This is a genomic window from Streptosporangium sp. NPDC001559 (assembly GCF_042893955.1).
Lineage (GTDB): Bacteria > Actinomycetota > Actinomycetes > Streptosporangiales > Streptosporangiaceae > Streptosporangium.
This window is the reverse complement of sequence record NZ_JBIAVG010000022.1, coordinates 69,243-90,750: the sequence shown is the minus strand read 5'-3', so window position 1 is coordinate 90,750 and position 21,508 is coordinate 69,243. Positions and strand designations below refer to the sequence as shown.

20 protein-coding genes are annotated in these 21,508 nt (G+C 70.7%); 5 read left to right on the top strand and 15 right to left on the bottom strand.

The features are described 5' to 3' along the window. Positions 1–150: 150 nt before the first annotated feature. Positions 151–813: a response regulator transcription factor gene (locus ACFYY8_RS36810; RefSeq protein WP_352012931.1), complete on the bottom strand. Its 663-nt coding sequence runs from the start codon at positions 811–813 to the stop codon at positions 151–153. After that, the gene (locus ACFYY8_RS36805) at positions 803–2,236 is read right to left on the bottom strand and encodes a sensor histidine kinase (protein ID WP_390049231.1); all 1,434 of its coding nucleotides are present in this window, start codon (positions 2,234–2,236) and stop codon (positions 803–805) included. Before ACFYY8_RS36805 ends, ACFYY8_RS36810 begins: the two co-directional genes overlap by 11 nt. Positions 2,237–2,336: 100 nt before the next feature. Here ACFYY8_RS36805 and ACFYY8_RS36800 point away from each other — a divergent pair, with 100 nt between their 5' ends. Next, positions 2,337–3,236, top strand: a complete 900-nt coding sequence (locus ACFYY8_RS36800; RefSeq protein WP_390049229.1) for a hypothetical protein — start codon at positions 2,337–2,339, stop codon at positions 3,234–3,236. 10 nt (positions 3,237–3,246) lie between these two features. Here ACFYY8_RS36800 and ACFYY8_RS36795 read toward each other — a convergent pair whose 3' ends face one another. Continuing rightward, entirely contained in the window at positions 3,247–4,110 is an 864-nt protein-coding gene (locus ACFYY8_RS36795) for an SDR family oxidoreductase (RefSeq protein ID WP_390049227.1), read from the bottom strand. A 136-nt stretch (positions 4,111–4,246) separates the two neighbouring features. On the opposite strand from ACFYY8_RS36795, the gene ACFYY8_RS36790 reads away from it, so the two are divergent. Further along, positions 4,247–4,642 (top strand): ChaB family protein, encoded by a 396-nt coding sequence (locus ACFYY8_RS36790; protein WP_390049225.1) that lies wholly within the window; start codon positions 4,247–4,249, stop codon positions 4,640–4,642. Between the two features lie 90 nt (positions 4,643–4,732). Here ACFYY8_RS36790 and ACFYY8_RS36785 read toward each other — a convergent pair whose 3' ends face one another. Then, complete coding sequence (locus ACFYY8_RS36785) at positions 4,733–5,167, bottom strand: hypothetical protein (protein ID WP_390049223.1); 435 nt, start codon at positions 5,165–5,167, stop codon at positions 4,733–4,735. Between the two features lie 84 nt (positions 5,168–5,251). On the opposite strand from ACFYY8_RS36785, the gene ACFYY8_RS36780 reads away from it, so the two are divergent. Further along, on the top strand, positions 5,252–5,917 hold the full coding sequence (locus tag ACFYY8_RS36780; RefSeq protein WP_390049221.1) for an SMI1/KNR4 family protein: 666 nt from the start codon (positions 5,252–5,254) through the stop codon (positions 5,915–5,917). Positions 5,918–6,064: 147 nt separating this feature from the next. After that, a complete protein-coding gene (locus ACFYY8_RS36775; RefSeq protein ID WP_390049219.1) occupies positions 6,065–7,414 on the top strand; it encodes a hypothetical protein in 1,350 nt (449 codons plus the stop codon). A 117-nt stretch (positions 7,415–7,531) separates the two neighbouring features. Here the strand turns inward: ACFYY8_RS36775 and ACFYY8_RS36770 are convergent, their stop codons facing one another. Next, positions 7,532–7,657: a hypothetical protein gene (locus ACFYY8_RS36770; RefSeq protein ID WP_390049217.1), complete on the bottom strand. Its 126-nt coding sequence runs from the start codon at positions 7,655–7,657 to the stop codon at positions 7,532–7,534. Beyond that, the gene (locus ACFYY8_RS36765; protein WP_390049215.1) at positions 7,654–9,381 is read right to left on the bottom strand and encodes a tetratricopeptide repeat protein; all 1,728 of its coding nucleotides are present in this window, start codon (positions 9,379–9,381) and stop codon (positions 7,654–7,656) included. The genes ACFYY8_RS36770 and ACFYY8_RS36765 overlap by 4 nt, the downstream gene beginning before the upstream one ends. Before the next feature lie 466 nt (positions 9,382–9,847). Here ACFYY8_RS36765 and ACFYY8_RS36760 point away from each other — a divergent pair, with 466 nt between their 5' ends. Next, positions 9,848–10,111, top strand: a complete 264-nt coding sequence (locus ACFYY8_RS36760; protein ID WP_390049213.1) for an ABC transporter permease — start codon at positions 9,848–9,850, stop codon at positions 10,109–10,111. A gap of 134 nt (positions 10,112–10,245) precedes the next feature. On the opposite strand, the gene ACFYY8_RS36755 is transcribed toward ACFYY8_RS36760, so the two are convergent. The 9 genes from ACFYY8_RS36755 to ACFYY8_RS36715 all read right to left on the bottom strand — a co-directional run bounded on the left by ACFYY8_RS36755 (position 10,246) and on the right by ACFYY8_RS36715 (position 21,479). After that, a complete protein-coding gene (locus ACFYY8_RS36755) occupies positions 10,246–11,703 on the bottom strand; it encodes an MDR family MFS transporter (protein WP_390049211.1) in 1,458 nt (485 codons plus the stop codon). A 683-nt stretch (positions 11,704–12,386) separates the two neighbouring features. Beyond that, positions 12,387–13,625 (bottom strand): glycerate kinase, encoded by a 1,239-nt coding sequence (locus tag ACFYY8_RS36750; protein ID WP_390049209.1) that lies wholly within the window; start codon positions 13,623–13,625, stop codon positions 12,387–12,389. Between the two features lie 245 nt (positions 13,626–13,870). Then, positions 13,871–14,794 carry a fumarylacetoacetate hydrolase family protein gene (locus tag ACFYY8_RS36745; protein WP_390049206.1) on the bottom strand — a complete coding sequence of 308 codons (924 nt, stop codon included), beginning with the start codon at positions 14,792–14,794 and terminating at the stop codon, positions 13,871–13,873. Beyond that, positions 14,791–15,669 (bottom strand): 3-keto-5-aminohexanoate cleavage protein, encoded by an 879-nt coding sequence (locus tag ACFYY8_RS36740; RefSeq protein WP_390049203.1) that lies wholly within the window; start codon positions 15,667–15,669, stop codon positions 14,791–14,793. The genes ACFYY8_RS36745 and ACFYY8_RS36740 overlap by 4 nt, the downstream gene beginning before the upstream one ends. Positions 15,670–15,708: 39 nt before the next feature. Then, positions 15,709–16,731, bottom strand: coding sequence for a Gfo/Idh/MocA family protein (locus ACFYY8_RS36735; protein ID WP_390049201.1), 1,023 nt, complete (start codon positions 16,729–16,731; stop codon positions 15,709–15,711). Further along, positions 16,728–17,606, bottom strand: a complete 879-nt coding sequence (locus ACFYY8_RS36730) for a sugar phosphate isomerase/epimerase family protein (protein WP_362917448.1) — start codon at positions 17,604–17,606, stop codon at positions 16,728–16,730. Before ACFYY8_RS36730 ends, ACFYY8_RS36735 begins: the two co-directional genes overlap by 4 nt. Beyond that, on the bottom strand, positions 17,603–18,676 hold the full coding sequence (locus tag ACFYY8_RS36725) for an alcohol dehydrogenase catalytic domain-containing protein (RefSeq protein WP_390049199.1): 1,074 nt from the start codon (positions 18,674–18,676) through the stop codon (positions 17,603–17,605). The genes ACFYY8_RS36730 and ACFYY8_RS36725 overlap by 4 nt, the downstream gene beginning before the upstream one ends. After that, positions 18,673–19,689, bottom strand: a complete 1,017-nt coding sequence (locus ACFYY8_RS36720; RefSeq protein WP_390049197.1) for a hypothetical protein — start codon at positions 19,687–19,689, stop codon at positions 18,673–18,675. Before ACFYY8_RS36720 ends, ACFYY8_RS36725 begins: the two co-directional genes overlap by 4 nt. Further along, positions 19,686–21,479, bottom strand: coding sequence for an ABC transporter permease subunit (locus ACFYY8_RS36715; protein ID WP_390049195.1), 1,794 nt, complete (start codon positions 21,477–21,479; stop codon positions 19,686–19,688). The genes ACFYY8_RS36720 and ACFYY8_RS36715 overlap by 4 nt, the downstream gene beginning before the upstream one ends. Positions 21,480–21,508: the final 29 nt, after the last annotated feature.

The window sequence follows — 21,508 nt, the reverse complement described above, 5'->3', positions numbered from 1 at the left end:
GATCCCTCGGCCCCACAGCGCCCGAGAGCGAACGGCCACCGACGCGCAGGTCAATCGCCCGGCTCACGACACCCGAAAGCGAACGGCCACCGGCACGCGACCCGGCATCGGAGTCGATCCCCCGGCTCCACGGCGTCCGAAAGGGGACGGCTACCGGGGTTCGCGCAGCAGCCCCGCCTCGTGGGCGAGCACCGCCAGGTGCGTACGGTCGTTGACCCCCAGCTTGGCGAACATCCGGCGAAGGTAAGTGCGGACCGTCTCCAGGCTCAGGAACAGCTCGTCGGCGATCTGCTGGTTGGAACGGCCCCTGGCGACCAGCCGGATGACCTGCAGTTCCCGTTCGGACAGGACGTGCTCGGCGAAGGGGTGCCGTTCGACGGGCCGCTCGGGCGCGAACCGGTCGAGCAACCGTGCCGTCACCTCGGGGGCGAGCATGGCGTTTCCCTCGTGAACCGTACGGACGGCCCGCAGGATCTCCGCCGGGGAGGCGTTCTTCAGCAGGAAGCCCGAGGCCCCGACCGTCAGGGCCCGGTGCACGTACTCGTCCAGGTCGAAGGTGGTCAGCATGACGACCCTGGTGGTCGTGTCGGCCACGATGCGCCGCGCGGCCTCGATCCCGTCGGTCCCCGGCATCTGCACGTCGAGCAGCGCCACATCCGGTCGCAGCGCGGTGACCAGTCTGGCCGCCTCAAGCCCGTCGGCCGCCTCCCCGGCGAACCGGAAGCCCGCCGTACGCTCGAACAGCTTCCGGTAGGCCCCACGCATGCCCGCGTCATCGTCGGCCAGAAAGACCGACACCACCTCAGCGGACATCATCACCTCCCTCGAAACCACGCCCCTGAGCGTCGGTCCGACCTTGCCCCTGAACATCGTCCTGGCCTCGCTCCTGGGAATCGGTCTGGCCTTGCCCCTGAACACCGTCCTCGCCTCGCCCTTGGACTGCGGCTCGGCCTCGCCCCGAAGCCACGACCTGAACGCCGGTCCGGCCTTGTCCCTGAACGTCGGCCTGGCCTCGTCTCTGAGCCGTGGTCCGGTCCTGGTCGTTGAGGGGCAGTCTGGCCTCGACCGCGAATCCGCCCTCCGGCCGGGCGCCCCAGGTCACCGTCCCACCGACCAGGCGGACCCGTTCACGCATACCCCGTAGCCCGACCCCCGCGCCGGCGGACCGGGCCGCGTCCCGGCCCGCGAGCGCCCCGCCGTCGGCGACCCCGACCACCAGGGCGTCGCCCTCCCGGTGCAGGTCAACGACGCATGTCGCGCCGGGGGCATGCCGTACCACGTTGCCCAACGCCTCCTGTACGACCCTGAACGCCACCGCCCCCACCACGTCCCCGACCTTCCCGGCCGTCTCCAGACCGAGCCCCGCGTCGCCCTTCGGACCGCCCTCCCGGTCGAGCCCCGCACCAAGCTTGGTGCCGGTCTCCCGGTTGGTCCTCGTGCCGATCCGCAGGCCGAGTTCCGGGCCGATCCGGGTCTCGACGTCGACTCCGGCGGCGCGGGTCGCGGTGATGACCGCCGCGATCCCGTCGAGGCCCGGCCCCGGGCCGCCGTCCGGGTCGCGGAGCGTCCGCACCAGCGCCTGCACGTCCTCAAGCGCCTGGCGCGTGTGGGTCTCCACCTCCGCCAGGGTCTCGCGCAGTTCGGCCTCCCCTACGTCGGGGAGACTCAGGACGACCCCGGACTGCGCCAGCGTCACCCCCAGCGCGTGCCCGACCACGTCGTGGACGTCACGCGCCACCTCAAGTTGCACGCGCATCCGCTCCGTCTCCCGCGCGGACTCGATCTGCCTGCCGGTGGTCGTGCCGAACAGCCACGACGCGCTGAGCGCGGCCACCGCGATGACCACCCGTTCCCCGAGGCCGCGAGCGGCCCCCTCGGGAACGGCGACGACCAGCGCCAGCGCCGCGAACATGGCCGCCAGCACCACGACCGCCACCCGCGTACGGCGCGCCCGCTCGACCGCGAGCGGATACAGGCACCAGGCCGCGGCCAGCATCGGATCCTGGCAGACCCCCAGAGCACCGCCCACGACGGTCGCGGCCCCCGCGGTGACCGTCGCGGCGAACGGCAGCCGCCCGCGCAGGACCATCGTCCCCGCGGTCACCGCCGCCAGCACCACTCCCACGGCGACGTACGGCCAGGCGGCGGCCTGAGTCATCGGCAACGCCCAGAACATCCCGACAACGGCGACCGCCGCGACGACGTCCGCCCCGATCCCCCACCCCCGACTCCGCACCCCAGCACCGTAGGCGACGGACTCCCGGGACGGCCACTACGCTGAAGATCACTAAGCCCGTTGACGCCGAGAGGACGACGTACTGGTGCCGGAACTCGCGGTGGCATCGCGCCTCTACGCCGTCCTGGCCGTCTCGGGTCCGGTGATCCTGACGGCCTTCGGCATCGGCACAGGCGACCTCCCCTGGTTCTGCTCCTCGGAGAGCCCCTACCTGCCGGAGGGTCCGTACGCGCTGGAGAGCGTCCCCGCGGAGGCGCTGTTCCTCGGGATCCTCCTGCTGCCGGTCGTCGTGGCCGGTCTCGTCTCGTACGGCTCGCGCAGGACCGTGCTCGCCGCCGCCTTCGTGACCGGCGCCGTCCTCGTCCTCGGCCTTCTCGTCTCCGTCCCCGACCCGTGCACCGGCCAGGTCCGTACGGCCTCCTTCCCCTGGCCTCTGCTCGTCTGTTACCCGGTGGCCGTCGGGGCACTGCTCCTGGCGGCCCGGCATCCCCTGTCCAGCGGGCGGTACGGCTTCGCCCCGTGGGCGGCCGTCCTCCCCGCCGCGTGGGGCGCACTGTGCGATCGGCCCGTCTCCGAGTTCGACGAGCGCTCGTTCACCGTCTTCTTCGTGATGGCGCCGGAGTCCTCGGACGACGTCCCCCGGTGGCTGTGCGCCGCTCTCCAGTGGTTCTCCCAGGCCGACAGGATCGGCCTGCCGGTCGCCCTCGTCGCCCTGGCGGCGGTCGCGCATGCCACCGGCCTGTCACGGTGGATCGGCGCCACGGTCGCGGCGGTCCTTCTTCTCTTCCCGGTCCTCGACGTCTTCCCGGTGCTCGACGATCTTCTCCTCGTACGGTCGCACCTGCTGCTCGCCGCCCTCCTCGTCGTCTGGACCGCCCGGCCCACCCGGTTGAAGGTCAGACCCGGGTCCCTCGCCAGGGTGCGGACCGTCGCCGCGACGGCCGTGGTCGTTCTCTGCGCCCTCTGGCTGGCCGTCTCCTCCTACGTTCCGCCCCGATGACCTCGAAGGATCAGCCGGGAAGGGTCTCGCCGCCGACCGGGGCCAGGATCTCTCCGGTGTAGTAGGACGACAGGCGGTCGGCGGCGAAGAAGACGTAGGACGGGGCGATCTCGTCGGGGTCGGCGGCCCGTTCCATGGGCGCCTGCTCGCCGAACTTCTCCACCTTCTCCGGTGGCATGGTGGCCGGGATGAGCGGTGTCCACACCGGCCCCGGGGCCACCGCGTTAACCCGGATGCGGCGTTCGAGCAGGTTCTGTGCCATCGAGTAGGTGAAGGCGTTGATCGCGCCCTTGGTCGCGGCGTAGTCGATCAGGGTCTTGTTGCCGCGCAGCCCGTTGATCGAGGAGGTGTTGACGATGGCCGACCCCTCGCCCATGTGCCGCAGCGCCGCCCTGGTGACCCGGAAGTAGCTGTGGATGTTGACGGCGAAGGTGTACTCCCACTGTTCGTCGTCCAGTTCGTCGAGCGAGTCGACCGGTTGCTGGTAGGCGACGTTGTTGACGAGCACGTCGAGCCCGCCGAGTTCGCTCACCGTACGGTCCACCACGTCGGCGCAGTGGGCGGCCTGGGAGAGGTCTCCCGGCAGCAGTACGCACCGCCGCCCGGCCTCCTCGACCAGCTTGCGGGTGTGCTCGGCGTCCTCGTGCTCGGACAGGTAGGCGATCGCGACGTCCGCTCCCTCCTTCGCGAACGCCACGGCGACGGCCCTGCCGATTCCCGAGTCACCCCCGGTGATCAGTGTCCGCCGGCCCCTGAGCAGGCCGCGGCCCTCGTAGTCGCGCATCTCGTCCCGGGGAGCGGGGGTCATGTCGCCGCTGCTGCCCGGGTACGGCTGCTGCTGTTCCGGTGGTGTCTGGCGTGGTTCATCAGGCATTTCCCCCACGTGCCCCACCCCCTGATCGGCTAACAGGACGTAACCGCTGATTTCACAATTGAATGATGTTTCGGGATGCAATGAGGGGTATGGCCCGAATGAGGCCAACATCCGACCTGGAGAAGAGGTGACGATCATGCCCGTCCGTCAGGAACTACCCGAGACGCTCAAACGCTCTCCCAAGAAGGCCCAGGAGACGTGGATCAAGGCCCACGACTCCGCGGTCAAGGAGTACGGCGAGGGGGAACGCGCCCATCGGACGGCCAACGCCGCCCTCAAGCACTCCTTCGAGAAGATCGGCGACCACTGGGAGCCCAAGAGCAGGAAGGGTCCCTCCGACAAGCAGGCGGCCCGGCACACTCCCAAACGCGGGAAGACCGCCGAAGGCGTCGACGCCAACTCCTCCAAGCAGCATCTGTACGACGTGGCCAAGCGGCTGGACGTGCCGGGAAGGTCGTCCATGACCAAGACCGAACTCGTCGACGCGATCAAGAAGGCCAACCGCAGGGCGTCCGCCAAGGCGCGCTCCTGACATACGGGGCATCGGGAGGGGTGACCGGCCTTCCACAAGGGACGGCCCGACCGTGAAGGGCGCTTCCGTGAGGGTCGGCTCCCGTGAGGGTCAGCTCACCCCTCCCACGACCGCCCCGCCCTCCCGCGCCGCCGCCGTGTAGAACGGGCCGAGGCCCTCGAACCCGTCCTGCCTGGCGGCGGCGAAACCCCATCCCTCACCGGCCAGGCCCCGCGCGATCTCCGCCACCCGCTCCGGATCGAGGGCGAACGGCGGGCCGTACCCGAACGCGTGGCCCGGCAGGTCGTGTTCACCGTCCGCGCCGGTCGCCGCCGCGAGCCAGGGGTAGTGCCGCCCCCACCGCGCGTCCCCGTGCTCGACCTCGGCCCTGCCCTCCGCGATGTCGCCGAGGGCCAGGTAGTCGTCCGTGAACACGTCCTCCTCCTGGGAGGGCCCGGCGAGGATCTCCCCCGCCAGATCAGGCTTCGCCCGTACGGCCCGCAGCGCCTCGGGGTCGATCCTCACCAGCGTCAACCGCATGGACACCGCGTCCGCCTTCCGCCGTACCGGACCAGACGACCATGATCGCAGGCCCGATTTCTTCCGCGTCCGTCCTTTAAGGTGCCGGATATGACGGGTTGCGACTGGTCGGATGTGCGTGAACGGCTCTCGCGGCTGGCCGCGAAACGGCGCGCCAAGGCGGTGTTCGGCTCCGAAGGACATCGCTGGAACCTCGAAGCGCCGCTGAGCGCCGGGGAGCTGGCCGAACTGGAGGGGCAGCTCCGGGTTGAACTGCCCGAGGAGTACCGTTCCTTCCTGCTGGAGGCGGGACGCGGCGGAGCGGGGCCCTCCTACGGGCTCTTCCCCGTGCGGCGCGTGGCCGGGCGGTGGCGGTGGGAGGGCAGCGAGGCCGACCGCACCGACCTGGACATCCTGGACCAGCCGTTTCCCCACGTCGAGGCGTTCAACCCGGCGAGCCCGCCCGGCGAGGCGGACTTCGGCTCCCCCGAAGAGTTCAAGGCAGCCCTGGAGGAGTACTGGGGGTGGTACGAGACGACCGTCGACGACCCCCGGCACTCGATCGGGATGTTGCACCTGTGCCATCTCGGCTGCTCCCATCTGGAGGGCCTGGTGGTCACGGGTCCGGCGCGGGGCCAGATGTGGGCCAACAGCATCATGAGCGACGAAGGGTTCCAGCCGTTGTTCGACGACGACGGCGCGCCCCTCGGGTTCGCCCGCTGGTATCTCCGCTGGCTTGACGAGGTCGAGGCCCAGGTACTGCCGGGCGCCCGCTGATACGCCCATATTTCTGGATATATGGATTACCTGATCGATCCGAAAGGAGGCGGTGTGCGCTAATCGCCGATGTGATCGGCCGTCACCGGTGTACCGTCCTGCTGGCTCCATATGCGCGTACCACTACCGTTACGGCGAGGAGATCAGGTGAGCGGCACGCGAATGCGACTGGCCGATGTCGCACAGCTCGACCCCGACATCACTCCCGAAGGGTTACGGGGCCAGTACGGCGACGATCCTGACACCATCAGCCTCCTGGCGGTGGCCGAGGCCACCCTCAACCGGGTTCCCTCCGGGCTGAGCCGCTGGCTGTCCTCCGCCGAGACCTGCGATGTCTGGGAGGACGTGCTGATCCGGCAGGAGGGGCTCCACCAGCTGTCGTGGTGGAACAGCGTGCTCGGCTCAGGTTTCGACGATCCGGTGACCCGGCGCGCCGAACGGCGGCTGGCCCGCATCCGCCAGCGCGGCGTCGAGGCGCGCCTCACCGCCGAGGCGCACGCCGGGCTGACGACCGACCGGGCGACGGCGTCGGCGGTCGCGGCGCTGGTCGCGGCCCATCGGGAGGAGGCCGACTCGCTGCTCTGGCCCGACGGGGCCGGCGACGGCCATCCTCCGGAGGTGGCCAGGATGCTGGCGATGGGCACGACCGCCTTCCGTGAGCTGGTCGGCAACGACATCAAGGACAGTGGGGTGTGCCACCCGCTACGCCATCCGGCGCTGCTGTCCCGCTGGTACGAGGCCCTGGTGGCGATCGGCACGATGGCGTTCACCGAGATCGGCCTTGAGGTGACGCCCGTGCGGGTGCGCAACCTCTTCGCCGTCCCGGACCCGCACCTCATCCAGGCCCGTCACGACGCGTCCCGCGAGAAGTGGGCGTCCAAGCTCACCTTCCTCACCCATGTCCGGGCCGCGCTGGTCGAACAGGACCGGCGAAGCCGCCGGGCCGAGGCGCCGGTCCACCGCCACCTCGTCGAGCGGTATCCCGTCCAGTACGCCGAACTCGTCCAGCAGGCGCGGCAGGACCCACGAAACCACCGTCCTTCGCACCGGCCTCCCCACCCGACCGTGTTCGACGACCACGCCGACATCCTGCGGGAACACGGCTGGGACGTGCGCTGGATCTTCGACGGGCACCGTGTGTGGCTCGACGCCTGGCCGATCGGCGAGCGGACCGGGAGGCCGTCGCTGCCCGCCTGGCGGACCGGGGGCCGGTTGATCGCCACCGCCGTCCGCAACCGCAACACCGGCAGGTCGGCCTGGCGCTGGAGCGCCCCGACCTACGTCTTCTACGGCCGGGGCCAGGGCCGTTACACGCTGCTGACCGGGGCCGACGCCCTGTGCCACCTCGCCGAGACCAACCCGCGTGCCACGCCACGGCGCTTCTTCAAGGCCATGGTGCCGCCGGTGCGCGAGCATCTTGAGGCGCACGTGCCCCCGGACGGGCACCGCTGGCGGCGGCCGTTCCCCGAGTGCTTCCCGGCGCTCCACTACCGCTGAACACCGCGCGCCTCCGCCGGATGCCGCGCACCACCCCTGGGTGCCGCGTACTACCGCCGGGTGCCGCGCGACGCGCCTTCTCCTCGCGCCGCGCGGCCGTACCCGAACCGCCTGGTCCTACCGGCCGCGGCCGCAGCCGTCGCGGGTGCACCAGACCTCGTGGACGACGTCACCGTCCACGATCAGGTCGGCGTAGACGCGCCGTACACCGCCGGCGACGGTTGGACGAGGCCCCGGGGTCATCCCGTCATGGCACGGCGGCAGCGGGCCAGTTCCGCGCGTAGGTCACGGCGCAGCGCCCGGTCGAGACCCGGCTGGGTGAGGGCGTCGGCGAAGTCCCGCGCGGCCTCTGTAAGCCTGCCGAGCCGTACCAGCGCCTTCCCCCGGTTGTAGCGGGGCACCGGTGCCGCCGACAGCGCGACCGCCCGGTCCAGGTCGGCCACCGCGGCGGCCACGTCACCGCGTTCGAACCGTACGGCGGCCCGGTTCGTCCACGCCTCGACGAGTTCGGAGTCCCCGGCCAGGGCCCGGGTGAGGAGGTCGTCGGCCTCGGTGAGGTCGCCGCGCTCCGAGCGGATCAGCCCGAGGGTGCACAGCAGCGCGGGGTCCTCGGGAGCCGGTTCGAGCCCGGCCCGCGCCTCGGCCTCGGCCTCGGCGAGCGCGCCGCGCTCCACCAGCAGGTTGACCAGGGCGATCCTGGCGTCCAGGTGTCCTGGTTCGATGGCGAGCACGCGTTCCAGGTCGGCGCGGGCCCGTGCCGTACGGCCCCGTTCCTGCTGGAGAACGGCCCGGTTGTAGTACGCCTCGGGCAGGTGTGGCCCCAGGCGGATCGCGGTGCCGTAGTCCTCGATCGCGGCCCTGGACCGTCCCGCCGCGCGGTACAGGGCGGCCCGGTCCACGTAGTACTCGCAGTTGTCCGGGTCGTGGGCGATCACGGTGTCGAGGTCGGCCAGGGCCCGGTCCCGGTCTCCCATGGCCAGGTGCACCTGGGCCCGGTTGTGGCGCAGCCTGGCCAGGTCCTGCGGACGCTCTCCCGGACCGAGCACCGCCGCCAGCCGGGCCAGCCCGTCGTCGATCAGCCGCAGCGCGCGGGCGTGCTCACCGTCCCTGGCGTCCAGCAGGGCGATCCCCTGCTCGTAGAAGACGGTGGACAGTGTCCGCTGACGTGGGTCGTCCAGCTCGGCGGCGAGGTCGAGTGCCCGTTCCAGCCAGTGCCGGGCCCGCCCCGGGTCCTGCTCGGCCGTGGACAGGTGCCTGGCGTACAGCATGGCGGTGGAGTAGGCGGCCGATGTGGTGATCTTCGGGTCGTCGGTGGCTGCGCGCGCCTCGTGGTAGAGGTCGAGCGCCTCCTCGGCCTGCTCAAGCGCGGCCAGGGCGGTGGCCAGGCCGGTGGTGAACGCCCACCAGTGCCGCAGGTCGCCGTCCGGGGTCACCGTCGCGCGCCCGCGCCGGGCGGTCCTGGCCGCGTGGTGGTAGAAACCGCGGGCCAGGCTGTCGCCGAGGGCCTTGCGCGTCTCCTCGGGTGTCGGCTCGGCCGCCGCCAGCCGGGGGGCGCCGCCGTCCCGGAGGTCCAGGCGCAGCGTGGACGGTTCCACGCGGACCAGCGCGTCCAGTAGTTCACGGGTGGTCTCGTCGGCGTCGCCGACGTGGTCGAACCGTACGGTGACCGGGTTCTTGAGCGTGCCCGCCCAGGCCGTGACGAACTCCGCCGCGCCGTAGGCCAGGCAGGCGGTGCGCCGGGCGGGGTGGAAGCGGATCGGCTCCTCCTCGGCGGCGGGGCGCGCCGTACGGTCGAGCCAGGGGGCGATCGCGTGCAACTCGACCCGGTGGCGGGCCGCCAGGCGGGGCCGTTCCGCGGCGACCCGGGTGAGGAAGGAGGCGACCCCGGCGTACGGCCCGCCGTCGCGGTGGCAGTCGTAGCCGTCCTCGTGGGTCCCAGCCGAGCCGGTCACAACCGGGCCGGTCACAACCGGGCCGGTCACAACCGGGCCGGTCGCCGCAGGGGCGGGCACCCTGGGGTGCCCGCCGTACCGGCAACTACCAGCACCACTCGAACCAGAGACGGCGAGCGCCGGACAGCAGGCGCAGCGCGCCCTTGCGACGGACGGTCATCTTCCTCATGGACACCTCCGGAGATCCACTTCGAACTGCCCAGAGCATAATCCGGCCCAACCGAAATATGTGGACCACTCATGATTGGTCGCTTATCGTCAGATCTGGGCGTTATATGACAATTAGCGCTACCGCAGGCTGAGGCGAGGCCGTTGAGGTCGGCGATGGCGACTGCGGCCCTGGTGATGATCTCGTGTCGATCGGGCGTTCACGGGCACGCTGCGGTGCCGAGACGCGTGCCCAGATCGCCGATGGCGAAGGCGAATCCATGCGACCGTCGGCCTGTCGGTCCGTCCGGAGACCGCGGACGCGTTCATCCCGATGATCTTTCCGATCTCGGCGCTGTCCAACGGTTTCGTGCCCACCGACGGCATGCCCGGGTGGCTGCGGCTCGTCGCGGAGTGGAACCCGGTCAGCGCGCTCGTCGCCGCCTGTCGCGACCTGTTCGGCGATCCGGGCGCCGCCGTACCGCAGGACGCCTGGCCTCCACAGCATCCGGTCGCGGCCGTCCTGTTGTGGTCGGTCGCGATCCTTGTGGTCTTCGTCCCCCTGGCGACCCGCCAGTATCAGCGGATCGGGAGGTAGGCGCCAACGGCTCCGGGGTTCGCCGCTCGATGACGGCGAACCCCCGAAGAGCCACGGCGACGGGTCTTTCTGGACGGTTTTCCCAGACAGTGTCCTCAGACAGCGTCCCCGGACGGTGCTCCCAGACGGTGTTCCTAGACGTGGGCCGCCTGGTGCTCCGTCGTGGTGGCGGCCCTGGCCGGCAGCATCAGGGCGGTGATGACCACGATCACGGACAGCGCCGCGCTGACGATGAAGGCCGTGCGCATGCCGCCGAGGTTGGCGAGCGCGTCGCTGGCGCCCGTCGCCTTCAGGCTCTCGGCCCGCACGCTCATCAGAGTGACCACGAGCGCGGTGCCGATGGCGGCCGAGACCTGCTGCAGCGTGCTCAGGATCGAGCTGCCGTGGGAGTAGAGCGAGGCCGGAACCGACCCGAGCCCGAGGGTGAACACCGGGGTGAAGGTCGCGGCCAGGCTCACCATCAGCAGCGCGTGCAGGCCGAGCAGCAGCCAGAACGGCATGGTCATCGTGACCTGGGTGAACCCGACGAGCGCGACAGCGATGCCGATCGCGCCGGGGACGATCAGCACCCGGGCGCCGAAACGGTCGAACAGACGGCCGACGGTCGGGCCGAGCAGCCCCATCGCGAGACCACCCGGCATCACGAGAAGCCCGGTCTGCAGGGCGGTGAGCCCGCGGACGTTCTGCAGGTACAGCGGAAGCAGGATCATCGAGCCGATCATCGCCAGGAAGGCCACCGCCATCATGATCAACGCGATCGTGTAGGTGCGGTGGCGCAGGGTGCGCAGGTCCATCAGCGGCGTGCCGCGCTTCTGCAGGCGCAGCTGACGCCAGACGAAGATGGAGATGGCCACCAGACCGGCCACCACGAACCCGACGGCGGCCCGGGTGTTGCCGCCCTCGAACCCGCTGAGCCCGTAGACCAGGCTGCCGAAGCCCGCCGCGGCGGTCAGCACGCTCAGCCAGTCGACGGTGCTGAACTTGGGCTCGCCGACGTTCTGGAGCTGCCTCAGCCCGCCCCACATGATCAGTGCGGCGATGGGGAACACCACGGCGAACAGCAGCCGCCAGGAGCCGAACTGGAGGATCACCCCGGAGACCGTGGGACCCATCGCGGGCGCGACCGAGATGGCCAGGGTGACGTTGCCCATCACCCGGCCCCGGTTGCCCTCGGGCACGACCTGCATCAGCGTGGTCATCAGCAGCGGCATCATCACCGCCGTTCCGGATGCCTGGATGATGCGGGCACCCAGCAGCACCTCGAAGGTCGGTGCGACGGTGGCCAGGGCCGTACCGATCAGGAACAGGCCCATCGCGGCGGTGTAGGCCGTGCGGGTGGACACCCGCTGCAGGAACCAGCCGGTGATCGGGATGACGGCGGCCATGGTCAACATGAAGGCCGTCGAGAGCCACTGCGCGGTCTGCGCGCTGATGTGCATCGCGCTCATCAGCCTCGGGATCGCGTTGATCATGATCGTCTCGTTGAGGATGACCACGAACGTGGCGAGCACCAGCAGCCGGATCACGGCAGGGGTGCGCACCTTGGTGACGGTCACGGGCTTGACTGGTGAGTCGAGCTGTGTGCTGGGCACGGAACCTCAATCGGGTTGTCGGACAGGACGTCGTTGCTGGCGTTCCAGCCGTGAGACACACGAAAGTGTGTTCGTACAAAGACTGACGGGTGCCACCGACAAAACTCATCGCTCACGCTCAACATTCCGCCATCTGACGCGAAATGTCACCCGATTTTCACCACCGACGAGGGCTCCCGGCGCCCCGCACAACTCCCCGAAACCACCTATGAGCTGGGCGAATGCCACTCAGTGACCAAGTTCGGACATCACAGGCCGGAACATCCTTCTATCCCCCGAATGACACTCCCCCAAACGGCGCTCCCCGAGTGATCGTCAGGTGCCAGGACGCGCCACCCCGGTACGGCGAAGCCGGAGGCCCTTCGACAGAGGCCCCCGCGTGGCCGAACTCGTGGAGGCGGTGGGACTGAGGCCCCCACGCGTCTCCACGTGCCCCGACGTGGCCGAACTCGTGAAAGGCGGTGGCGACGGGCCCCGCCTGTCTCCATGCGCCCTGTGTGTTCCCGCGTGTCCGTGACGGCTCCACGGCGGAAACCGGAAGCCACGGCGTCCGGTCCGACCGGATCACGCCGCCACGGCCCTTTCAGGGTCACCTTCCGGTACCGGTTCGTCCCTCGGCGTCAACGACGACGGGTGGGGAGATCGTCCGGTGGCCGTCTCAGGGGGTGAGTCAGGTGGCCTTCTCAGGGGGTGACGAACCGGGTGGCGATCCAGGTGGTGAGGCGTTCGAGGAGGGGGCCTGCCTCGGTCATGCATCGTCGTACGTCGGGTTCGATGTCGGTCAGCGCGTAGACGGCCTCGATACCGGCCGCCCGCAGCTCCGCTTCGCTCACCGAACGCCGGCCGCAGACCGCCACGACCGGCACGCCGTGCCTGGCGGCCGCCGCCGCGACGCCCACGGGGGCCTTGCCGCGCAGGGTCTGCTCGTCGATCGAGCCCTCGCCGGTGATCACCAGCCGGGCGCCCCTCACGTGCCGGTCGAAGTCCACCAGGTCAAGCAGGTAGCCGATACCGGGCCGGATCTCCGCGTCGAGGAAGGCCAGCGCGCCGAACCCCACCCCACCCGCCGCCCCCGCCCCGGGCCTGCTCGCCACACCCGTCGTGTGTATGGCGCCGCCGGGGATGGCCGTGTCCGGCGCGTGTACGGCACCGCCTGACCCGGCCGTGTCGTCCGGCGTGAACGCGACGCCGCTGGACTCGGTGACGGCTACCAGCCGGGTCAGGCCGGCCTCAAGGACGGCCACGTCCTCGGGGGTCGCGCCCTTCTGCGGGCCGTACACGGTCGCGGCGCCGTACGGTCCGAGCAGTGGGTTGTCCACGTCACTCGCCACGACGACCTCGAAGCCGCGCAGTCTGCCCGAGGTGTCGATCGTGCACAGGTCGCGCAGCGCGGCACCGCCCGGCGGCAGGTCGTTCCCGGCCGCGTCCAGCAGTCGCACGCCGAGCGCCTGGAGCATGCCCGCGCCGCCGTCGGTGCAGGCGCTGCCGCCGAGGCCGAGCACGATCCGCCGTGCGCCGTGCCGTACGGCGTGGGCGATGAGTTCGCCGACTCCCCGGCTCGTGGCGGTCAGCGGCGCCGGGTCACCGGTCAGTTTCCGCAGGCCGGAGGCCTCGGCCAGCTCGACGACCGCGACCCGGCCGTCCCGCTCGTCACGTACGGCGTAGGCAGCCGGGATCCGCGCGCCGACCGGTCCGGTCACCTCCGTCTCGACCCGGGTGAACCCGCTCGCGACCACCGCTTCCACGGTGCCGTCACCACCGTCGGCGACCGGGAGCCGGACCACGGCCACCCGCCCCTGAGCGGCGGCGCGCAGTCCGGCGGCCACGTGGGCGGCCACCTCGGGAGAGGTCAGCGACCCACGGAACTTGTCCGGCGCGACGATGATCCGTCCCGCCGTGAGTCCCGCTGTGAGCCCTGTCATGCCGTGTCCCTCCCCGATGTCCCTCCCGATGCTCCGTCCCGACCGGCCCGGCTCCGGCGAACCGACGGCGGGTCGACCAGCCCAGTTCCGGCGAACCGACGACGGACCGGCCAGCCCGGCTCTGGTGAACCGGTCAAGGGTCGGCCGCCCCGACTTCGGCGAACCGATGATGGGCCGACCGGCCCGGCTCCGGTGAACCGGTGACAGGCCGGCCGCCCTTCGTGGAGGGCGGCCGGTCGGTCATCTCATATGACGCGTACCCGGTTGGCGACCTCGCCGACGCCCTCCACGGTCACCGTCACCACGTCGCCGTCCCCGACCACCAGCGGGGGCGTGCGCGCGAAGCCCACACCGGGCGGGGTACCCGTCAGGATCAGGTCCCCCGGTTCGAGCGTCAGGTAGCGGGAGGCGTAGGAGACGATCTCCGCGACGGAGAAGATCATCTTCTCCGTCGAGCCGTCCTGGACGACCTGGTCGTTGAGCCGGGTGACGATGCGCAGCGCCTGGGGGTCCTCGACGTCCTCGGCGAGCGTCACGACCGGCCCGACCGGGCAGAACCCGTCGGCGGACTTGCCGCGCAGCCACTGGCCGTCGGAGAACTGGGCGTCCCTGGCCGACAGGTCGTTGGCCGCGACATAGCCGAGGACGTGGTCGAGCGCCTCGTCCAGGGCGACGTCCCTGGCCCGGCGCCCGATCACGACGCCCAGTTCGCCCTCGTAGTCGAGCTGACCGGACAGGTCCCGCGGCACCTCGACGACGGCACCGGAGGCGCGCAGCGCGTTGGGGAACTTCGCGAACAGCAGCGGCCTGGCCGGAGGCTCGACGCCCGACTCCTCCGCGTGGTCACGGTAGTTGAGCCCGACGCACACGATCTTCGAGGGGTTCACGACCGGGGCGAGGAGTTCGAGGTCACCGGCGGGAACCGGCTCGCCGTCGGCCCGCCACGCGCCGGTGTGCAGCGCCTCCCTCAGCACGTCGGCCGCCGGGTGGTCGGACTCGGTCGCGAGGACCGTCGCCTTCTCCGACTCGATCCTGACGAGCACGACCCGGCCGTCGCCGAGCCGGGCACGCGCCAGGCCCCGTACGGCACGCACCGGATCCGGTGCGGTACCACCGCGCACCGGGTCCTGTGCAGTACGGTCTCGCACCGGGTCCTGTGCGGTGCTCACCTGCTCACCCCGGCGATGCGCCTGGCCTCTTCGACGTTCGCGATCGGGCGGCCGATCTGCTGGGCCATGGTGACCGCGACCTCGACCAGTTCGGCGTTGCTGCGCGAGGCCTCACCGTTGGGCAGGTAGGGGTTGTCCTCCCAGCCGACGCGGACGTGGCCGCCCAGCGCGATGGCCAGCGGCAGCAGCTGCCACTGCGCGACCGGGTCCATGACGCTGATGTTCCAGTTCGTGTTCGGGGGGAGGTGGTTGACCATGTACATGAGCGCGTCCGGGGTCGGCGGCGTCCACGCGCCACCCTGCCAGCCGAAGAACAGGGTCGCCCAGGCCTTCTCCTTCAGCAGGCCCTGCCGCCGGACGTACTCCAGGTTCCAGAACGCGCCGGTGTAGAAGCACTCGATCTCCGGCTTCACGCCGTTGGCCTCGGCCGCGGTGACGAACTCGACGAGCTCGTCCCTCGGGTGCAGGGAGTACATCTCGTTGGCGGGGTAGGCCGGGTCGGGCTGGAAGTACTCGTCGTGCACGTTGAACGCGTAGGACATCATGTCGGGCTTGAGCGACATGAGTTCCACCTTCTCGGGCAGCCGGGCGCTGGCGATGCCGAACTGCATGATCGGATCGGTGCCCACGGTCCGGATCTTCTCGGTGAGATCCCGCCAACCGTTGAAGTCGATCTTGGAAAGCTTCTTGCCGTCTTCCTGGATGGCGTCCTCCAGGTAGTGGACACCGTGGTGGTGGCACAGTGTCGCGCCCGCGTTCACCGAGTCGATGTACTCCTGGCCGACCTTGTCGGTGTCCTCGATGGCCGGCATGCCCTTGTAGCCGGGATAGGACATCGTGCTGTCGACCGTGACGGTGATGACGAGCGGGTCCATGGGGGTTTCTCCTCTATCTGTGAAACGGGGTGACAAATCTCAGAGCGAGACGGAACGGCCGGTGGCCACCGACTCGTAGGCGAGTTCGATGATCCGCACCGCGTAGGCGCCGTCCTCGGGGGCGACGGCGGTCGGCTCGTCCTTCGCGATCGAACGGGCGAAGCTCTCGATCCCGGCCGCGATCGAGTTGTACTTCCAGGTGGTGGGCTCGTAGGCCGTACCGGGCAGGGGCGATCCCGTGTGGTCGCGCTTACCGTGGAAGATCATGGCCGGGGGGTTCTGGTGCTGGTCGACGACGATGAGGCCCTTGGTGCCGTGCACTTCGAGGCGCTCGTTCCACGGTCCTCCCGAGGTGAAGGTGGACTCGACGGAGAAGAGCGCGCCGGAGCGCGTCCGGCCGCACACCAGCGACCAGTCCTCGACCTGGCTGACGTCCACGAGCCGGTCGGACATGGCCCGCAGTGAGGCGACCTCGCCGAACATCCACTTCAGCAGGTAGAAGGAGTGGGCGCCGGCGTCGATGATGGTGCCGCCGCCCGAGCCGTCCTGGCGGCCCTTCCACAGCTTCGGGTTGCCGAGCCGTTCGAACTCGTTGCCGCTGATCAGGGTGCGGACGAGGGTCACGTCCCCGATCTCGTCGCCGTTGATGGCGTCGAGGGCGGCCTGGTAGGCGGGGATGAACCGGGTGTTCTCGTTGACGGTGAACTTGAGGCCCTTGCTCGCGGCGAGGGCGACGAGTTCACGCGCGTGCCCGGCGTCCACGGTCATGGGCTTCTCAATCAGGACGTGTTTGCCCGCTTCGAGGAACTCACGCGCGATCTCGTAGTGCACGTTGTGCGGAAGCACGAGGTCGACGGCGTCGATCCGGTCGTCGTCGAGCAGTTCACGGTAGTCGGTGGACGCCCGCGCCCCGAGCGACCCCGCCGTCCGCTCGGCGACGGCCGGGTCCAGGTCGCAGACGACCGCGGCCTCCAGGCCGTCGGCCCGCTGGTAGGCGAGGTGGTGGGCGAGCTGGTAGATCTCTCCGAGGCCGACGACCCCGAAGCGTATCGATCCGGTCACTGGGCAACGCCCCCTTCGAGACGTTCGCGAATGATGCGAAGGTTGTGGGTGAGGGAATCCATCACCCGTGACTCGTGCCGGAAGACGGCCACCGACAGGACGCCGTCGAAGGCGACCTCACGCAGGGCGTCGAACACCTCGTCCCAGTCGATGTCGCCGTGCCCGATGTCGAGGTGCTGGTGGTTGCGCACCCCGGGGCTTCCCGGGTTGAGGAAGGTACGGCCGGGCAGCAGGGTGTCGGCCAGGTGGACGTGGTCCATGGTCTCGCCCGCGTAGGTGATGATGTCGCGGTTGACGTTCTTGAGGTGGCCGCGTTCGTCCTCCACACCGGTGAGGTAGAAGGTGTGCGGCACGCAGTGCAGGTAGGTGACGTGGTCGCTCTGCAGGCCCCTGATGAAGTCGACGGCCCCGATGCCGGACTCAAGCCAGTCGCCGGGGTGCGGTTCGAGCGCGATCGTGATGCCCTCGGACTCCGCGAGCGGCAGCACCTCCTCCAGGGAGCGGCGCATCGCGGCCTCACCGGCCTGCGGGGCGCTCGGCCGTCCGGTGAACTCGGAGTTGATGCGGTCGCAGCCCAGGTCGACGGCCAGCTGGACGGTCTGCTTCCAGTAGCCGACCGCCGCCTGCCGGATGTCCTCCTCCGAGCTTCCCCAGGCCTGCTCGATGAAGATGGACGCGATCCCGACGCCGTGGGTCTTCGACGCCGTCGCGATCTCGGCGATCTTCGCCTTCGAGGCGCGCCTGCCGCCGTAGCTCGGCATCACGTCGGGCCTGGGCGAGAGCTCCAGGTGTTCGAAGCCCGCCTGCCGTACGGTCGAGAACACCGTGTCGATGGGGTGTGGACGCAGCATCCACGTGTCGGTCGCGATCTTCATCTCGTTCCTCGCTGGTCGTTGTGCGTGATGAGGACCCGGCCCCGTGCCTGGCCGCTTCGCAGCCGGGCGAGTGCCTCGTTGGCGTGGTCGAGGGGGTACTCCTCGTCCAGTGCCGGGGTGATGGCGCCCTCGGCGAGCAGCCGCAGCGCGTCGTGCTGGTCTTTCCTGTCGCCGTTGCGCGAACCGACGATCTCCAGCTCGCGCTGGGCGAGAACCGTCGAGCTGACGCCGGGGAGGTCGGGCTCCTCGCCGACCACGACGATTCGGCCCCTGCGGCGTACGTACCGCGCGGCGTCGGCCATGGACTCCGACGTTCCGACCAGGTCGATCACCAGGTCGGCGCCGTCGGCGGGGCCCTCGTCACCGGCCCGGGATCCGGCCCAGGCGCACAGGGCGGACACCCGGTCCGCCGACGACGCGGGCACGACGTACTCGGCCCCGTTGTGTACGGCGAGCGCCAGGTTCTCCTGCCGCACGTCGACGGCCGCGGCCGCGATCCCGGCGCCGGCCAGGAGCTGGAGGATGATCTGCCCGATGCCGCCCGCGCCGATCACGACCGCGGTCCGCACCGGCGTCACGGTGCCGCGCCGGTAGGCGTGCACCGCCGTGACGACCGCGCAGCTCGACAGCCCGGCGATCCTGGGGTCGAGGCCTTCGGGAACCCTCAGCAGGTTCCTCGCGGGGGCGGCGAAGTACTCCGCGAAGCCTCCCGGCAGCGTCACGCCGATGATCCCCCGCAGGTGCAGCGCCTGCGCGTCGGCCCCGGCCCTGGTGAAGCGGCACTCCCGCTCGGCGACGAACAGGTGGGGCACGACCACCTCGCCGATCTCGACCTCGGAGACGTCCCGGCCGCGTTCGACCACGACGCCCGCGGGTTCGTGGCCCATGATGTGCGGCAGTCCGGGCACGTAGGCCAGGCCGTCCTGGATGTGCAGGTCGGTACGGCACACGCCGCTGGACAGAGTCCGTACCAGGACCTCGTCCGGACCGATCGCGGGGACGGGGACCTCGCGGATCTCCAGCGGCCCGCCGATGCGGGTCAGGAGCGCGGCGCGCATGGTGGCACTCACCGCCACTCCTCGGCCCACCCTCCGAAGAAGGCGTCGGCGGCCTCGGCGGTCGAGTCGTAGTAGCCGTAGCACCCCTCGGTGGTCACCAGCGTCGGCAGGCGCAGCCCGGCGACGCGGCGGCCGAGGACGCCGAAGTCCGCGACGTCCAGGCGCAGCAGCCCGAACCCCTGCTCCCGGTGGGCGTCGTAGCCCAGGGCCAGGACGAGATAGTCGGGGCCGAAGCGGGTGATCGCCTCAAGCGCCGTCTCGAACGCGGGCAGGTAGGCGTCGAAGCCCGAGCCGGTCGGCAGCGGCAGGTTGAGGTTGCCGCCGGGGGCGCCGGGGCCGCCGGTCTCCTCGGCGAACCCGGCGACGTGCGGCCAGCCCTCGGCGTGGATGGAGACGGTCAGGACCGATGGGTCGTCGTAGAACACGGCCTGGGTGCCGTTGCCGTGGTCCTGGTCGATGTCGAGCACGGCGACCCGGCCGCTTCGGGAGAGTTCACGGGCCGCGATGGCGGCGTTGGCGAACACGCACAGTCCGCCGCCCACGGTGGGCAGGGCGTGGTGGCCCGGGGGCCGGGACGGCACGAGCACCAGCCCCGGGGAGGACCGGTCGGCCCGCGCGAGTCTGCGGGCGCCCTGCTGGGCGGCCGCCGCGCTGTGCAGCGCCCCCTGGCAGACCGAGGGGGTGGCCTGGGTGATCTCGTCGAAGAAGTACTGGATGTGCCGCCCCACGAAGGTGCGCGGCTCGGAGACCTTCAGGGCGGGGACCGCGATGACGTTCAGCGGGAACTTCGTGGACCCCTCCTGCCGTCCGCCGCCCTCCTTGACGAAGTCGACGTATTCGGGGCTGTGCACGGTCAGCGCCGCGGCGCCGCCGTCCTCCTCGGGCGCGAGCCGTTCGGCGCCGGGGAACGACCGGCGGAAGGCCGCCAGCGTCGCCGTGACCGAGGTCGGGTAGACGATGCCGGGAAACTCCTGGTTCTCGACATAGGGGGAGGTCATCTCCGCGACGACCGAGGGGGTGTTCATGAGGCTCCCATCCGGCTCAGCGCCACCCGTACGGCGCGCACGAGCCAGGCCATGACGAACCGGAGGAGGACCGCGGCCACCCCTGCTCCGAGCAGGACGACGGCGACGACGGCTGTCCTCGGGCTCACTTCGAGTTTGATGTCCTGGAACATCCGCAGCGGCAGCGTCACCGCGGTCGGCCCGGACATGAAGGTCGCGACGACGACGTCGTCGAACGCGGCGAGGAAGGCGAACACGAAGCCGCTGACCAGCGCCGGGCGCAGCGCGGGCAGCAGGACGTGTCTGAGCACCGACAGGGGTCCGGCGCCGAGGCTGCGCGCGGCGTTCTCCAGCCGCACGTCGAGGTTGCGCAGCGCCGCCGCCGTGATCGACACCGCGAAGGGCAGCCCCAGCACCACGTACGGCAGGATCAGGCCCAGCGGGGTGCCGACGAGGCCGTGCGGCGCCACGAGCACGAAGAACCCGAGGCTGTAGATCATCGGGGGGACGATCATCGGCATCGCGACCAGGACCGCGACCGGCACCCGCGAGCGTCGTGGACCCCGTACGAGACCGAAGGCGCCGAGACCGCCGATGACCACGCCGATCGCCGCGGAGAGCGAGGCGATGCCCAGGCTGAGGAAGGTCGAGCCGATCCACGACTCGTCGGCGAGGTAGTCGGCGAACCACCGGGTGGAGTACTCCTCCGGCGGGAAGATCAGATAGGTCGCGTCGCTGAAGGACCAGATGGCCACCACGACCAGCGGCGTGACCAGCAGGGCGGCGCCCACGAGCCAGCCGCCGACCAGGATGGGCAGGCGCAGCCGTCCGACGACGCCGAGGACGGTGTCGAGCGCCCGGGCACGCAGGTCACGCAGCCGCTCATACCGTTCGTCCTGTTTCGCGGGGTCACGGCGGGGGCTCGCGGAGGTGTTCCCGATGGAGAGCGACGGCGCGAGGTAGCGGAAGAGGACGACGAACAGCACCAGGACGACCAGCAGGAGCAGTACGGCCTGCGCCGCGGCCCCGGCGGGATCGACGAGGTTGGAGAACTGGACGAGGATGGACTGGGCGATGAGCGTGTCGCCGGGGCCGCCGAGCAGCGCGGGCGTCACGTAGAAGCCGAGGGTGCTGATGAAGACCAGGGCGGCGGCGGCCAGGACCGCGGAGGAGGTCGCGGGCCGGTACACATGCCAGTGCGCGACCGCCGGTGAGGCCCCCAGACTCTGCGCGGCCCGTACGGCGGCGCGGTCGATGCCGCTCATCACGCTGTAGATCGGCAGCAACGCCAGCGGCAGCAGGATCTGCACGGTGCCGATCAGCATGCCGGTCTGGTTGAACACCAGGTCAGGAGGGTTGTCGATGCCGACAAGCGCGAGCGTCCTGGCGACGAGCCCGCTGGGGGCGAGGATCGCGATCCACGCGTAGGAGCGGATCAGGATGCTCGTGAAGTACGGCACGAGCACCACGACCATCAGCGCGCCGCGCAGCCGTTTGGGCATCCGGGTGAGCGCGTAGGCCATGCAGTACCCGAGGGCGACGCAGATGCCGGTCGAGAGCGCGGCGATGACCAGGGTGCGGCGCATCGCCCGCCAGAAGACCGGCGAGGTCACCTGCTCGTGGTAGTTCTCCAGGGTGAGTCCCTGCCCGCCGCGGAAACTGTCGACCAGCAGTGAGCACAGCGGGACGACGAACAGCAGGATCAGGACCGCCAGGAGCGGAACCAGGGTGAGCCACCGGCGATCCGGCCTGTGCCGTGGGGGGGCGGCCAGATCACCGGTGAACCGCTCCGGGAAGCTGTCGACCGACATGGATCTCCTAGGTCGAGGTCGTCTCGATC